16 protein-coding genes are annotated in these 13,700 nt (G+C 71.4%); 7 read left to right on the forward strand and 9 right to left on the reverse strand.

Going from position 1 to position 13,700, the window contains the following annotated elements; genetic code table 11:
* Positions 1–29: 29 nt before the first annotated feature.
* Both AB0D27_RS26690 and AB0D27_RS26695 read right to left on the reverse strand, forming a co-directional pair.
* Positions 30–395 carry a hypothetical protein gene (locus AB0D27_RS26690; protein WP_362513721.1) on the reverse strand — a complete coding sequence of 122 codons (366 nt, stop codon included), beginning with the start codon at positions 393–395 and terminating at the stop codon, positions 30–32.
* A gap of 77 nt (positions 396–472) precedes the next feature.
* Positions 473–1,117: an ATP-binding protein gene (locus AB0D27_RS26695; protein ID WP_362513610.1), complete on the reverse strand. Its 645-nt coding sequence runs from the start codon at positions 1,115–1,117 to the stop codon at positions 473–475.
* A gap of 201 nt (positions 1,118–1,318) precedes the next feature.
* On the opposite strand from AB0D27_RS26695, the gene AB0D27_RS26700 reads away from it, so the two are divergent.
* Positions 1,319–2,179 carry a helix-turn-helix transcriptional regulator gene (locus AB0D27_RS26700; protein WP_362513613.1) on the forward strand — a complete coding sequence of 287 codons (861 nt, stop codon included), beginning with the start codon at positions 1,319–1,321 and terminating at the stop codon, positions 2,177–2,179.
* Positions 2,180–2,458, forward strand: a complete 279-nt coding sequence (locus tag AB0D27_RS26705; RefSeq protein WP_362513616.1) for a DUF397 domain-containing protein — start codon at positions 2,180–2,182, stop codon at positions 2,456–2,458.
* 233 nt (positions 2,459–2,691) lie between these two features.
* Here AB0D27_RS26705 and AB0D27_RS26710 read toward each other — a convergent pair whose 3' ends face one another.
* Positions 2,692–4,131: a PLP-dependent aminotransferase family protein gene (locus AB0D27_RS26710; protein WP_362513619.1), complete on the reverse strand. Its 1,440-nt coding sequence runs from the start codon at positions 4,129–4,131 to the stop codon at positions 2,692–2,694.
* 104 nt (positions 4,132–4,235) lie between these two features.
* On the opposite strand from AB0D27_RS26710, the gene AB0D27_RS26715 reads away from it, so the two are divergent.
* On the forward strand, positions 4,236–4,700 hold the full coding sequence (locus tag AB0D27_RS26715; RefSeq protein WP_362513722.1) for a carboxymuconolactone decarboxylase family protein: 465 nt from the start codon (positions 4,236–4,238) through the stop codon (positions 4,698–4,700).
* A gap of 7 nt (positions 4,701–4,707) precedes the next feature.
* Here the strand turns inward: AB0D27_RS26715 and AB0D27_RS26720 are convergent, their stop codons facing one another.
* From AB0D27_RS26720 to AB0D27_RS26730, 3 genes are all read right to left on the reverse strand, one after another.
* On the reverse strand, positions 4,708–6,195 hold the full coding sequence (locus AB0D27_RS26720) for a glutamate synthase subunit beta (protein WP_362513621.1): 1,488 nt from the start codon (positions 6,193–6,195) through the stop codon (positions 4,708–4,710).
* A 146-nt stretch (positions 6,196–6,341) separates the two neighbouring features.
* Positions 6,342–6,821 carry an anthrone oxygenase family protein gene (locus AB0D27_RS26725; protein ID WP_362513624.1) on the reverse strand — a complete coding sequence of 160 codons (480 nt, stop codon included), beginning with the start codon at positions 6,819–6,821 and terminating at the stop codon, positions 6,342–6,344.
* 180 nt (positions 6,822–7,001) lie between these two features.
* Positions 7,002–7,697: a DUF2293 domain-containing protein gene (locus tag AB0D27_RS26730; RefSeq protein ID WP_362513627.1), complete on the reverse strand. Its 696-nt coding sequence runs from the start codon at positions 7,695–7,697 to the stop codon at positions 7,002–7,004.
* A gap of 95 nt (positions 7,698–7,792) precedes the next feature.
* On the opposite strand from AB0D27_RS26730, the gene AB0D27_RS26735 reads away from it, so the two are divergent.
* The 3 genes from AB0D27_RS26735 (at position 7,793) to AB0D27_RS26745 (ending at position 9,473) form a co-directional block, all read left to right on the forward strand.
* On the forward strand, positions 7,793–8,434 hold the full coding sequence (locus AB0D27_RS26735; RefSeq protein ID WP_362513629.1) for a uridine kinase: 642 nt from the start codon (positions 7,793–7,795) through the stop codon (positions 8,432–8,434).
* A 58-nt stretch (positions 8,435–8,492) separates the two neighbouring features.
* A complete protein-coding gene (locus AB0D27_RS26740) occupies positions 8,493–8,906 on the forward strand; it encodes a PPOX class F420-dependent oxidoreductase (RefSeq protein WP_362513632.1) in 414 nt (137 codons plus the stop codon).
* Between the two features lie 138 nt (positions 8,907–9,044).
* Positions 9,045–9,473 carry a CBS domain-containing protein gene (locus tag AB0D27_RS26745; RefSeq protein ID WP_362513635.1) on the forward strand — a complete coding sequence of 143 codons (429 nt, stop codon included), beginning with the start codon at positions 9,045–9,047 and terminating at the stop codon, positions 9,471–9,473.
* Between the two features lie 115 nt (positions 9,474–9,588).
* Here the strand turns inward: AB0D27_RS26745 and corA are convergent, their stop codons facing one another.
* Positions 9,589–10,716: a magnesium/cobalt transporter CorA gene (gene corA / locus AB0D27_RS26750; protein WP_362513636.1), complete on the reverse strand. Its 1,128-nt coding sequence runs from the start codon at positions 10,714–10,716 to the stop codon at positions 9,589–9,591.
* Between the two features lie 218 nt (positions 10,717–10,934).
* On the opposite strand from corA, the gene AB0D27_RS26755 reads away from it, so the two are divergent.
* Positions 10,935–11,729 carry a methyltransferase domain-containing protein gene (locus AB0D27_RS26755; protein WP_362513639.1) on the forward strand — a complete coding sequence of 265 codons (795 nt, stop codon included), beginning with the start codon at positions 10,935–10,937 and terminating at the stop codon, positions 11,727–11,729.
* An 87-nt stretch (positions 11,730–11,816) separates the two neighbouring features.
* Here the strand turns inward: AB0D27_RS26755 and AB0D27_RS26760 are convergent, their stop codons facing one another.
* Positions 11,817–12,755, reverse strand: coding sequence for a sugar kinase (locus tag AB0D27_RS26760; RefSeq protein ID WP_362513642.1), 939 nt, complete (start codon positions 12,753–12,755; stop codon positions 11,817–11,819).
* A complete protein-coding gene (locus AB0D27_RS26765; protein ID WP_362513645.1) occupies positions 12,752–13,657 on the reverse strand; it encodes a pseudouridine-5'-phosphate glycosidase in 906 nt (301 codons plus the stop codon). Before AB0D27_RS26765 ends, AB0D27_RS26760 begins: the two co-directional genes overlap by 4 nt.
* Between the last annotated feature and the right edge of the window lie 43 nt (positions 13,658–13,700).

Below are 13,700 nucleotides of genomic sequence, written 5' to 3' on the forward strand. Positions count from 1 at the left end.
CGGACACCCCGGCGGGTCCGGCCGGAGGCCTACGCGCTGATCGGACGCGACCAAACGGGTGTCGTCCCCGTCACCCGGCACACCGCCAGGTAGAGGGGAATCGGCGGGGTGTACGGAACGGCGCCGTCCGGCTTGTGGATGAGCCCGGGCGCGTGGGGCGCGTCCGGTACGACCGCCCCCGTGACGTAGCGCGCGGGCGCCGGCCACTCCAGCGCGACATCGGAGTCGGAGGGCACGATCCACCACCAGTGCGCCCCGTCGGCATAGACACAGCCCACGCGGGGCAGCCGCGACAGCAGCAGCGGGCCGAACCGGGCCGGCACCGACACCGCGTCGCAGCCCAGCGGTACGGTCATGTCCTCGGGCACGAGGAGACGCCTCGGCGCCGCCGGCATCCGCTGTCCGCGCTTCAGGCGGACCAGCGTGTCCAGGCTCAGGACCCGCGCTCCGGGCCCCGGCGCTGACGTACCCCTCACGGCCTCCCCCTGTCTCGGCTCCGCTCGATCGGGGGGATCCCCGCCGTAATCCCCGTTCCCCAGAACGCTTCCGTCCCGGCGCCCCGGCCGTCGGCCGGGGGTTTCTTCGCGCTCCAGCCCAGGTCCGACCGGGCTTCGATGTCCGGGTAGGCCCGGCCCGCTGTGTGCTCCAACTCCGCCCAGACCAGCAGGCCGGGCCCGGTGTCCTGGGCCCCCCAGGCCCTGGACACGGCCGCGACGAGAAGCAATCCCCTCCCGTGCTCCTCCTCGGGCCGCTGCGGGGAGGGATGCGGCTCACCCGGAGCGCATCCCTCGTCACGTACGGCTATCCGCACCAGGTCGTCGCCGTCGTGCAGCTCGCAGACAACGCGCTCGCCGGCGGCGTGCACGATCGCGTTGGTGACCAGCTCGGAGACGACGAGGGTCGCCGTCTCGCAGGTGTCCTCGCACACCGACCAGCGGGACAGCCGGGCGCGTGTGAGGCGTCTTGCCTGAGCGACGGAGCCAGGATGTGCGGCCAGCTCGAAGAAGAACCGGCGCTCGGCGGCCGCGTGGGGGCGGTGCCCTGCGGCGGCACGGAGACCGAACCGGTCTTCGGCGGCGTCTGTTCCTAACGGCGCGGACGGAGTCACGGTTGCCACTATCGCCCCGGCGTGAACACTTGGCAAGTGTCACTCTGAAAAATGCAGAGTGCTGTGTGACGCGGTCGGGGCGCGTGGCACACTGCTCGCAACAGCACGCCGAGCGGCGCCAGTTGGGATCGTCGAAAGAGACCCCTCATGGCGCCGCCCGGGCTGCCAGGACTCGGTGGACAGGCTGTCAGGACTCAGTGGAGGTGGGACGTGAGCGAACCGCGGTCCGCGCCGACGGTCGGCCAGGTCGTTCTCGGCCGGCGCCTGCTGGACCTGCGGGAACAGGCAGGTCTCAAGCGTGAGGAGGCCGCGCGCATCTTGCGCGTCGCGCCCGCCACGGTCCGCCGTATGGAGATGGCCGAGGTCTCTCTCAAAATTCCGTACCTCCAACTCCTGCTGAAGTCCTACGGCGTCGGCGACGAGGAGGCCGAGGCCTTCGTCCAACTCGCCGAGGAGGCCAACAAACCCGGCTGGTGGCAGCGGTTCCACGACATCCTGCCGGACTGGTTCTCGATGCACGTCAGCCTGGAGGGTGCCGCCGCCCTGGTCCGCTCGTACGAGCCCCACTTCGTGCCCGGACTCCTGCAGACGGAGGACTACGCGCGTGGCGTCCTGAAGGCGGGCGCCATCGGCCAGACCAGGCCCGAGGACATCGAGCGCCATGTGGCGCTGCGTATGCAACGCCAGGATCTGCTCACTCGTGAGGGAGCACCCCGGATCTGGGCCGTGATGGACGAGACGGCCCTGCGCCGCCCCATCGGCGGCCCCGAGGTGATGCGCGCCCAGATCGACAAGCTGCTCCAGGTGACGAAGCTGGCTCATGTCACGCTCCAGGTGATCCCGTTCTCCTCGGGGCCGCACCCCGGTACGTACGGGCCCTTCGTGCTGTTCCGCTTTGCCATGCCGGAACTCCCGGACATGGTCTACAGCGAGTACCTGACCGGCGCCGTCTACCTGGACGCGCGCTCGGAGGTGGCGACCCACCTCGAGGTCATGGACCGCATGGCGGCTCAGGCCGCTACTGCACATCGCACGAAGGAGATCCTCCGGGATCTCCGCAAGGAGCTGTGAATGGAACGCATCACGCCGGAACGCGTCAATCCGCGGATAGGCGACGTGCGCATCTACAACGGAATGCCCGCCCGTGAACTGGGCAGCGAGGGCTGGCACAAGCCGTGGAGCGGCGGCAACGGCGGCAACTGCCTGGAGGCGATGAAGCTCGCCGACGGCCGCATCGCGGTCCGCCAGTCGGCCGACCCGGACGGCCCCGCGCTGATTTACACGCCCGGTGAGATGACCGCGTTCATCCAGGGCGCGAAGGCGGGGGAGGCGGACTTCCTTCTCTCCTGACGCATCCTTTTATTTTCTCAACCCTACTGATTCTGACGTTGAGTTGACTGCTCATCGCGGCACGGATGCGGGCTTGCGGAGGCTACCGCCGTTCGGCGCCGAAGCGCCTCGGCGCCGAAGGTGTCGTCCTTCTCCGGGGCCGCAAGGGGCGGGCCAGGTCTGATGCGGGCACCCGGCATTGGCGGCCTGGCCCCGGCGCCGGACAGGGGCGCCTCACCCGGCTACGGCGCGGGTCAGCCCGGTGGCAGCGCCCCGCACAGCGCGTCCAGTGCCGCCCCGTAGGCATGCTCCGCGGGTGTCGCGTAGCCCACCACCAGCCCGTCCGGTGCGGACATCGCCGCCTCCGGGTGCCGGAACTCGCCGAGCCCGTCGAGCGCCACGCCCTGCCAGACCGCCGCCTTGACGGTCGACCGCTCCGTCCCGGGCGGCAACCGCAGCACTGCGTGCAACCCGGCCGCGATCCCGGTGACCTCGATGTGCGGCGCCTGCGCGGCGAGCGCGGCGACGAGCCGGTCACGCCGACCCCGGTACCGCTGCCGCATACGCCGCACGTGGCGGTCGTACGACCCGGAGACGATGAAGTCCGCCAGCGTCAGCTGGTCCAACACGCTCGCCCACGCCTCCCGTTCGCCCTTGACGGCGAGTACGGCGTCGACGTACCGCTCCGGAAGGACCATCCAGCCCAGCCGCAGCGCGGGCGACAGGCTCTTGCTGACCGAGCCGATGTGGATGACCCGCTCCGGATCCAGACCTTGCAGGGCGCCCACGGGCCTGCGGTCGTAGCGGAACTCCCCGTCGTAGTCGTCCTCCAGAATCACCCCTCCACGCGCGCGTGCCCAGTCGATCACCGCGGCACGCCGCGCGGGATGCAGCGGACCACCGGTCGGGAACTGGTGTGCGGGCGTGAGCAGTACGGCCCGTTCCCGCCCCAAGCCGCCCACCTGGGCACCGTCTTCGTCCAGCGGCAACGGCACGGTCCGTACGGACGCGGCGGCCAGCAGCTCGCGGTGGAAGCCGAGACCGTACGACTCGACGGCCAGCGAGCCGCGCAGGACATGCGGGAACAGCAGCCGCAGGGCATGCGAGAAGCCGGAGCAGATGACGATCCGCCCGGGCGAGGCGCGTACCCCACGCGCGCGTGCCAGGTACTCGGCGAGCGCCTCGCGCAGTTCCACCCGCCCCGCCGGATCACCGGGCCCGAAGGCCTCGTTGGGCGCCTGCTGGAGCGCCCGGCGATACGACGCGAGCCAGGCGGCGCGCGGGAACGACGACGCGTCCGGCGTGCCCTGCCGCAGGTCGTGCCGGGGTCCACGCGCGCGTGGAGGTTCTTTTCGGGGTACGCGCGCGGCGCCCGGCGGTGCGGCGCTCTCCTCCTGCCTCAAGGGCGTGGGCGGTAGCCCCACGGCGACCCGGGTGCCCGAGCCCTGCCGTGCGGTCAGCCAGCCCTCGGCGGCGAGCTCGGCGTACGCGTCGGCGACCGTGTTGCGCGCGACCCCGAGGTCGGCGGCGAGCGAGCGGTACGGCGGCAGCCGGGTGCCCGGAGCGAGCCTGCCGCCGCGCACGGCCTCACGCAGCGCCCGGATCAGCGCGGCCCGCCGACCGCCGGCCCCCGACAGCTCCAGGTGCAGATCGGCGCCGATCCGCTCCGCAGAATTGACCCATGATTCCGCCATGAAACTGCACCCTACAGCCGGTCTTTGAGGCCCGTAGATTCATGGTCATGACGACGAACACGCCGCACACGACGACCGCCACCCCCGCCGCGGAAGGCAAGGACATGGCCTTGGCCGAAAACCGGCGCCTCGACTTCGGCAAGTCCGCCCCGAAGGTCTTCCGTGCCCTCATCGGCTTCGACGCGGCGGCCCGCGAGGGCCTCGACCCGGCCCTCGTCGAACTGATCCAGATCCGTGCCTCGCACCTCAACCACTGCGCGTACTGCCTCCACATGCACACCAATGACGCCCGCAAGGCCGGCGAGAGCGAGGACCGGCTGCACATGGTCGCGGTGTGGCGCGAGGCCCGTCACTTCTTCACGCCGAGGGAGCAGGCGGCCCTCGCCCTCACCGAGGCCGTCACGCGCGTCGCCGACGCGGGCGTGCCCGACGGCGTCTACGCGGAGGCCGCCGCCCACTTCGACGAGCGGGAGCTCGCCCACGTCCTGGCCCTGATCCTCACCATCAACACCTGGAACCGGGTCGCCCTGTCGACCGCCAAGGTGGCGGGCACGGACGAGCGCCGCTGACCACCGGCTACACCGTCATGGGGCGGTCGTACGGCCCTATCGGCGCCGACAGCCGAGACGCCCCGGTGAGCGCGTGGTCCACCGCGGCGGCCACCGAGCGGCCCTCGGCGATGGCCCAGACGATGAGGGACTGGCCGCGGGCCGCGTCCCCGGCCGCGTACACCCCAGGGACGTTGGTCGCGAAGTCCGCGTCGCGGGCGATCGTGCCGCGCGGTTCGAGGGCGAGGCCGAGCTGGTCGATCAGCCCGTCGTGGCGGTCGGGGCCGGAGAAGCCGAGGGCGAGCAGGACCAGGTCGGCGGGCAGCGTCCGGCCGGAGCCGGGGACCGGGCGGCGCCGTTCGTCCACCTCGACGAGGTGCAGCGCGCGCACATGCCCGTCGGCGTCCCCGGTGAAGCGGAGCGTGGACGCCGCGAAGAGCCGGGCGTCCGCGTCCGCAGCGGGCGCCGTCTCCAGCACGCCGGCCTCCTCGTGCGCGGCGGACAGCCGGTAGATCTTCGGGTACGTCGGCCACGGCTCGACATCCTCGTCGCGGTCGGCCTCCGGCTGCGGATAGATGTCGAGCTGGGTCACGGAGGCGGCGCCCTCGCGCACGGCCGTCCCCAGGCAGTCGGCGCCGGTGTCGCCACCACCGACGATCACCACGTGCTTGCCGGCCGCGGACAACGGCGAGGCATCCAGATCTCCCTCGCACACCCGGTCGGCCAGTGGCAGGTACTCCATCGCCTGATGGATGCCGGTCAACTCCCGGCCGGGCACGTCCAGTTCACGCCAGGCCGTGGCGCCCACGGCGAGGATCACCGCGTCATAGCGTCCCCTGAGATCGGTGGCGCTCACGTCCGTGCCGATCGCCGTCGAGGTACGGAACTTGGTCCCCTCCGCCCGCATCTGGTCGAGCCGCCGGTCCAGGTGCCGCTTCTCCATCTTGAACGCGGGGATCCCGTACCGCAGCAGCCCACCGATGCGGTCGGCCCGCTCGTACACGGCGACGGTGTGCCCGGCCCGCGTCAACTGCTGGGCCGCGGCCAGCCCCGTGGGCCCCGACCCGACGATCGCGACGGTCCGTCCGGAGAGCCGGTCCGGTGGGCGCGGCGGTGTGAGGCCGTCCTCCCAGGCGCGGTCGGCGATCGCGACCTCGACGTTCTTGATGGTGACCGCCGGCTGGTTGATCGCCAGCACGCAGCCCGCCTCGCACGGGGCGGGACAGAGCCGCCCGGTGAACTCGGGGAAGTTGTTCGTGGCGTGCAGCCGGTCGCTCGCCGCCCGCCAGTCGTCGCGCGAGACGAGGTCGTTCCACTCGGGGATCAGATTTCCCAGCGGACAGGCGTCGTGGCAGAACGGGATTCCGCAGTCCATGCAGCGGTCGGCCTGCTTGCTGATGATCGGCAGCAGCGCTCCGGGGACGTACACCTCGTTCCAGTCCCGCACCCGTTCCTGAACGGGCCGGCGCGGATACTCCTCGCGCGGTGTCGTCATGAATCCCTTGGGATCGGCCATGGCCGTCTCCCTCGCGTGCGCGTACCGGTACGGGGCCGCGGGGCCGTCGGACGTCATCGGCCCACGGCCTGCGAACGGCACTCCTTTCCCGCCACGATACGTCGCCCCCCTCACCCGCGCCGCTCAGCTGAGCACAGGCGCGCAGGTCAGGTGAGGGCCAGCGTGTACGACACGGCCGCGGCGGCCGCCGCGACCGCGCGGACGTGGTTCCACTTCGTCCACTCGCGCACATACGAAACCCAGCACACGGCGGCCTCCGGCGTACCGGGGTCCATCTTCATCAGCGCGTCATTGCGCGGAACGTTCGCGACGACCGTCACCCCGAACGACCCGAACAGGTACAGCGCGCTGCCCAGCAGCAGCTCCACCGCCCCGTCGTCCGGCAACAGGACGAACGTCACCACGGCGAGCACCGCGCACACTCCCGCCGACCCGAGAAACACCAGCATGAACGGCGGACGCATCGCGGACACATTGATCGCGTTCATCGTCGCGACCCCCTGCGCCGGCGGCAGCTGGGCGATCCCTCTCATCACGAACGTCGAGAAGGCGCAGAACACCCCGGCCATCACCCCACAGCCGAGCACCCCCAACACCGTCAGCACGAAATATGGCCCATCGATCATGTCCACTCCCGCCTCAACCCCCCGGAGTCAAAAGATCCTGCACGCCACCAACCGTCACCACAAGTGAAATCCGGTACGGGGACAGTGACCATGGCCGAGCCGCGCGGAGGCATACGCGAACCTCCAGTGCCCCCCGTCGGCCGGCACGGGCCTTGGGCCGCGCGCCTCCCGGTTTCGCGGTCACGCCTCTGCCGTGAGCTCCTCGCGCCACTCCCAGAGCCTGGTCTCCACCGCTGCCGCGATCCGGCGCCGCGCCTCGTGCCGCGGCACACCGCTCATCAGCAACTGGTCGTACGGCGTCTCCGTGTGCCGTACGGAGGCACGGACCGCCGCGGTCACCGCCGCCTCGGACAGCGCACGGCCCGCAGCGCTACGCCCGACCCGCCCGCTGCCGCGCACCGAGGCATGCGCGGCGATCGCCCGTGCCCGCTCGGCCGGACAGCGCGGAAACAGTCGGCGTATCTCCCCCGCGAACGCGTCGGTGAACCGCAGATCCTCCGCCTCCCGGCGCCGCGTGTCCCGCACGCGGCGGCGTCGCCGCGCCTCCGCGTCCGCCAGGCACCGCTCCTCGGCCCGGACCAGCGCCGCCTCCTCGACGAGGACGCCCTGCCGCTCGTACCGGCTGTGCCGCCGGTTGAACCGCACCACCACCGCCGACAGCGCGCCGCCCTCCCGCGACCTCCGCGTCAGCGCGGTGTCCCCCCGCGGCAGGAACACCAGATGCCCCAGATCCGCGCAGTCCAGACACCGGGGCGCCCCCTCCTCCAGCACGAGCAGCGGGAGCGGTCCGGTCCGGCACTCGCCACAGTGCCGCTTCTTGAGCGGCTGAATGACGAGAAGCCCGGTCCGGTACGGGGGAGTCGCGATCGGCGCCATATGCGGTTCATTCCCCTTTCGCCCCGGGATCTACGTCGCCGGGCAGCTCGGCGACCGGGGGCGAGCCCGGTGGAACGCCTCCTGATCGCGGCATCATGGGCTCTGTGCGACTCGAAGCGATCACCTGGGAACGGCTCGGCGACCTCCTCGCCGAGCGCCTGCTCGACCTGAAACCGGGGGACGGCAGTCCCTGGCCGCGCATCGCCTTCGACGGAGCCCCGGCGGCCCGCCCCGGCGACCTGGCGCACCGCGTTGGCGAGGCGCTGCGCATCCGCGGCCGGTCCTCGCTCGTCGTCGGCACGGAGGGCTTCCTGCGCCCCGCGTCGCTCCGCCTCGAGTACGGGCGTCAGGACGTCGAGGCGTACTACGACGGCTGGTTCGACACCGGCGCGCTCTGGCGCGAGGTCTTCGGCCCCCTCGAACCGGGCGGCGACGGCCGTGTGCTGCCCGACCTCCTGGACCCGACCACCGACCGAGCCACCCGCAGCCCCTATGTCCAACTCCCGCCCGGCGCCTTCCTGCTGCTGCACGGACCCCTCCTCCTTCGCCACTGGTTCCCCTTCGACCACAGCGTCCATGTGCTCCTCTCGCCGGGCGCCCTGCGCCGCCGCACCCCCGAGGCCGAGCACTGGACCCTCCCCGCGTTCGCGCGCTACGAGACCGAGGTGGACCCGGGCGCCACGGCCGACGTCCTGGTGCGTGCCGACGATCCGCGCCATCCGGCCTGGAACGGTTGATCGAACAACCGGCCCTCCATGTCTTTTATATGCACATGCATGCAGTTAGCCTGTGTCCATGACGACCTCCGCCGACCACTCGGCCTCATTCGACGATTCAGTCCGTACCCTCCTCGACGGCAAGAACTTCGCCAGCGTCGCCACTCTCGGCCCCGGCGGCGCTCCCCAGAACTCGGTGGTCTGGATCAAACGCGAGGGTGACACCGTCCTCTTCTCCTCGACCGCCGGACGCCAGAAGGTACGCAACCTCCAACGGGACCCCCGCATCAGCCTCTCGATCTTCGACCTCGCCAACCCCTACGCCTCGGTCGAGATCCGCGGCACCGCCGAGATCCTTCCCGACGACGCCAAACGCCTCCCGTACGAGCTGTCGCACAAGTACCTCGGCATCGACCCCCCGGCGGAGAAGGGCGACGAGGTCCGCGTGATCATCCGCGTCGTTCCGCAGAAGATCGTCGGATTCTCCGTCTGACCGTGCGGCGCGGCGCACAGGCCTTGGTCATCGCGGACTTCCGGGTGCGTATCCGCACGGGCGCGGCGAGAATGAAGGGCGCCGGGACTAGCGGTGTGATCCGCGCCGCGCCGGCCGTCCGGCACCGGGAGGTACTTCATGACCACCGCCGGAGAAATCATGCACCGTGGTGCCCAGTGGATCCCCGCCCACGAGACCCTGGACCGCGCCGCCCAGCTGATGCGTGAGCTCAACGTGGGCGCCCTGCCCATCAGCGATCAGAACGAACGGCTCTGCGGCATCCTCACCGACCGCGACATCGTCATCGGCTGTGTGGCCATGGGCCACGACCCGGCACGGGTCACCGCGGGTGAGATGGCCCAGGGCACACCGCGCTGGATCGACTCGGGCGCCGATGTCGGCGACGTGCTCCAGGAGATGCAGGGGCACCAGATCCGCCGGCTTCCGGTGATCGAGAACAAGCGGCTGGTCGGCATGATCAGCGAAGCCGACCTCGCCCAGCACCTGACGGACGAACAGCTCGCCGGCTGGGTCGAGAGCGTCTACGCGAGGACCACGACGAGCTGACCTCGCCGACCCCTCCGCCCTGTTGACGTCCCCACTCCCGCTCGCCAGTCGTTGCCTCGCCAGTCGTTCCCGAACACGCACTCTCGGCCGGCCGGCCGTGCCGGGCGAGGGTGCCTCAGAGCCAGCCGTTGCGCCTGAACCCCCGGTACAGGACGAGGCAGGCGACGGATATCACGCCTATGACGATGGGGTAGCCGAACCTCCAGTGCAGTTCCGGCATGTTGTCGAAGTTCATGCCGTAGACCCCGCAGACCATCGTCGGTACGGCGATCACCGCCGCCCATGCGGTGATCTTGCGCATGTCCTCGTTCTGCGACACCGTCACCTGCGCGAGGTGCGCCTGCAGGATCGAGTTGAGCAGTTCGTCGAAGGCGGCGATCTGCTCGGTGACCCGCAGCAAATGGTCGGAGACGTCCCGGAAGTAGGCCTGTATCTCCGGGTCGACCACACGTATGGGCCGGGTCGAGAGATCCTGGACCGGGCGGGCGAGCGGGACCACGGCCCGCTTCAGCTCGAGGAGTTCACGCTTGAGCTGGTAGATGCGGCCGGCGTCGGCGCGTGCGCCGTTCTCGGCGAACACATCGGCCTCGACCTGGTCGATGTCCGCCTGCATCGAGTCCGTGACATTCACATAGTCGTCGACCACGTGGTCCGCGATCGCGTGCAGAACCGCGGCCGGCCCCTTGGAGAGCTGTTGCTTGTCGGCCTCCAACTCCTCGCGCAGCGGGCCCAAAGACCCGTGCCGTCCGTGCCGCACGGTGATGACGAAGTCGGGCCCGACGAAGACCATGATCTCGCCGGTGTCCACCACTTCGCTGGTCGCCGTCAGTTCCTTGTGCTCCACGTAGCAGACCGTTTTGAACACCGCGAACAGCGTGTCGCCGTACCGCTCCAGCTTCGGACGCTGATGGGCCTCCACCGCGTCCTCGACGGCCAGGGGGTGCAGGTCGAAGAGGTCGGCGATACCGGCGAACTCGCGGTCCGTCGGCTCGTGCAGTCCGAGCCACACGAACCCCTCCTCGCGCTTGCGGATCCGCTCCACGGTGTCGACCAGGTCGCGGCCTTCCGGGATCCGGGCGCCGTCCTGATACGCCACGCAGTTCACCACCGCGGAGCCCAGCGGAGACCGGGCGGGGTGACTCAGGTCGACACGGGCGCGCCGCCGCGTCAGCCGCGCCACCTTGCGGAGGCCGCCGACCGCGCCGAGGGCCGTGACCTTCCGCAGATTCCCTGCCATGGACATCTGGATCTCCTCGCGTGGATCTCCTTGCGCCGCACTTTGCGCCTTGGCACGCCAGTCTGCCAGGCCTGATCGACTGCCGGAAAAGCCTGTGGGAACGGAATATTCCGTTCCGGTGCGTGCCTGTGGATGAGCAGTCGGCGCTCACCGGATCGCGCCGGTGTCGACAAACGGGAGCGTCGACGATTCCCGACAAGCCGGTCAACTGGGATGATCTCCCCATGACGCGATCCGACGGGTATCTCCTCGACAACCGGCAGACCGAGGCGGGACAGCGCTTCGACGCCTTCGCCGCCCTCTTCGACCCCACGACGTTCCGGCACATCGAGCGCTTCGGCATCGGCTCCGGCTGGCGCTGCTGGGAGGTCGGCGCGGGCGGCACGTCCGTGGTCTCCTGGCTCGCCAAGAAGGTCGGCCCGACCGGCAGGGTCGTCGCGACCGACATCGACACCTCGTGGGCCGCCTCAGCCGCCCGCCCGCCGGTCGAGGTCCGCGTCCACGACGTGGGTGCCGAGGAACCGCCGGGGGACGGCTTCGACCTCGTGCACGCCCGGCTCGTACTGGTCCATGTGCCGGACCGGGAGCGGGCGTTGCGCTCGATGGTCAAGGCCCTGCGACCCGGCGGCCGGCTCCTCGTCGAGGACGCCGACCCCGCCCTGCAGCCGCTGCTCTGCCCCGACGAGCACGGCCCTGAGCAACAGCTCGCGAACCGGCTCCGCAGCGGCTTCCGCAAGCTGCTCGCCGAGCGCGGCGCCGACCTCGCGTACGGACGCAAACTCCCGCGCCTGCTCCGCGAGGCGGGGCTGCGCGGCGTCGAGGCCGACGCGTACTTCCCCGTCACCTCACCCGCCTGCGCCGCCCTGGAGTCCGCGACGATCCGTCAGATCCGCGACCAGCTCGTCAACGCGGGTCGGGCCTCCGACCAGGACATCGATCGCCACTTGGCCAACGTCGCCTCCGGCTCCATGGACCTGGCGACGGCGCCGATGATCTCGGCGTGGGGTCGCAAGAGGTAGACACGGAGGGGAGTTGACGCGGCGCGCCTCGGGTGCCGCCGCACACATGGCTGTCGGTCCACCGGCGTGTTCCGCCCCCGGCCGTCCTCATGCGCCGGCCGGTGGCCTCCCCCCAACCCGCTCCACCGCCGTCGCCCCCGCCCGGCACCCCTCCAGCGCCGCCTCCTCAGGCTCCGCGCCCGCGATGAGGGCCGAGAGGAACGCTCCCGTGAACGCGTCGCCGGCGCCAGTGGTGTCGTGGGGTGTGGCGGGCACCGCCGGGACGCGGGCCCGGATGGTTCCCGAGCAGGCCACCAGGGCCCCGTCACCGCCCTGCTTGGCGACGACCAGGGGGATGTGACGGCTCAACTTGGCTGCCGCGTCGGCGGGATCCGGCAGTCCGGTCAGCAGATACGCCTCATCGCGGCTGGGCAGCAGGACGTCTACGCCCTCGGCGAGCTCGAGGAAGCGGTCCACCCCCAGCGCGGTGAGGAACCCCGCCGACGCCGGATCCAGGCTCACCGGTACGCCACGCGCGCGTGCCGACTCCAGCGCCACCGACACCAGCGCCCGGCTCGGCGCGGAGAAGAACAGGTAGCCCGACAGATGCAGCCGCGCGACACCGTCGAGCAGCGCGGGTGACCAGTCGGCCGGCTCCAGTCGCAGGGAGGCCCCGCTGTCCGTGAGGAACGTACGCTCCGCCGAAGCGCCCGTGTCCACCAGGCAGATCACCGTCCCGGTCGGCGCCTGAGGATCAACGACGAGCAGGGGGCGTACGCCGCAGGCCGCCAGCTCGCGTTCGTGCCAGCCGGCCGCGTCCGTGCCCACCCGGCCGAGCAGCCGTACGTCCGCGCAGCCCGCGTGCGCCGCCCAGCATGCGACGTTGGCGCCCGCGCCGCCGGGCAGGGTACGGATCGCGGCGGCCGTGTCGGTGCCCGCCGCGAGCGGCCCCCGGTGCCGGGCGACGATGTCCGTGACCACGTCCCCCACGACGAGCAGCGCGCCCGCGGATCTCGTATCCCCTCCGGCGCGATCCGTCCCGCTCACGCCCCGGCCCAGGCCGCCGCGATCCGCCCCGCGAGGCGTACGTTGCCGCGCACAGCTGCGAGGTTGGCGCTGAGCGACGCCCCGTCGGTGTGCCGCACCAGATAGTCGAGCAGGAACGGCGTCACCGCCTGCCCGGTCACGCCCTCCGCCTCGCACGCGTGCAGCGCGTCGGCGAGCACGCGCGCGTGCAGCGCGGGATCGAGCTGCTCCTCCTCGGGGACGGGGTTCGCGACGATGAGTGACGAGTCAGGAGCGGCCAGCGCGTCCTGTGCGCGCATGACGTCCGCCACTTCCCCGGGGGACCCCAGTGTCCAGTCGACGGGATACCCCGAGTCGGACAGATAGAAGCCGGGGAAGCGGCCCGTGCCGTAACCGGCCACCGCAACGCCCAGCGTCTCCAGGCGTTGCAGCGTCGCGGGCACGTCCAGGATCGACTTGACGCCCGCGCACACCACCGTGATCCGGGTGCGCGCCAGCAGGCCCAGGTCGGCGGACTCGTCCTGTGTCACCGTCCACTCCCGGTGTACGCCGCCGAGCCCGCCCGTGGCGAACACCCGTACGCCCGCGCGAGCGGCCAGCAGAGCCGTCGCGGACACGGTCGTCGCTCCGCTCGCGCCCGCCGCCACCGCGAGCGGCAGATCGCGGTGGCCCAGCTTGCGGATCCCGTCCTCGTTCGCGACCCGCTCCAACTGCTCCTTGTCCAGCCCGACATGTGGTCGGCCGTCGAGTACGGCGATCGTCGCGGGTACGGCACCCTCCCGCCGTACGACATCCTCCAGCTCCCGCGCGATGTGCAGATTGCGCGGGCGCGGCAGCCCGTGCGCGATGATCGTCGACTCCAGGGCCACCACCGGCCGGCGCGCGTCGAGCGCTTCCCGCACCTCTTCGGACACCACGATCACGCGCCTGCCTCCTGTCGGTCGACGTCCCCGTCTCTGCATCTCT

This window comes from Streptomyces sp. NPDC048415 (assembly GCF_040651675.1).
Classification (GTDB): Bacteria; Actinomycetota; Actinomycetes; order Streptomycetales; family Streptomycetaceae; genus Streptomyces.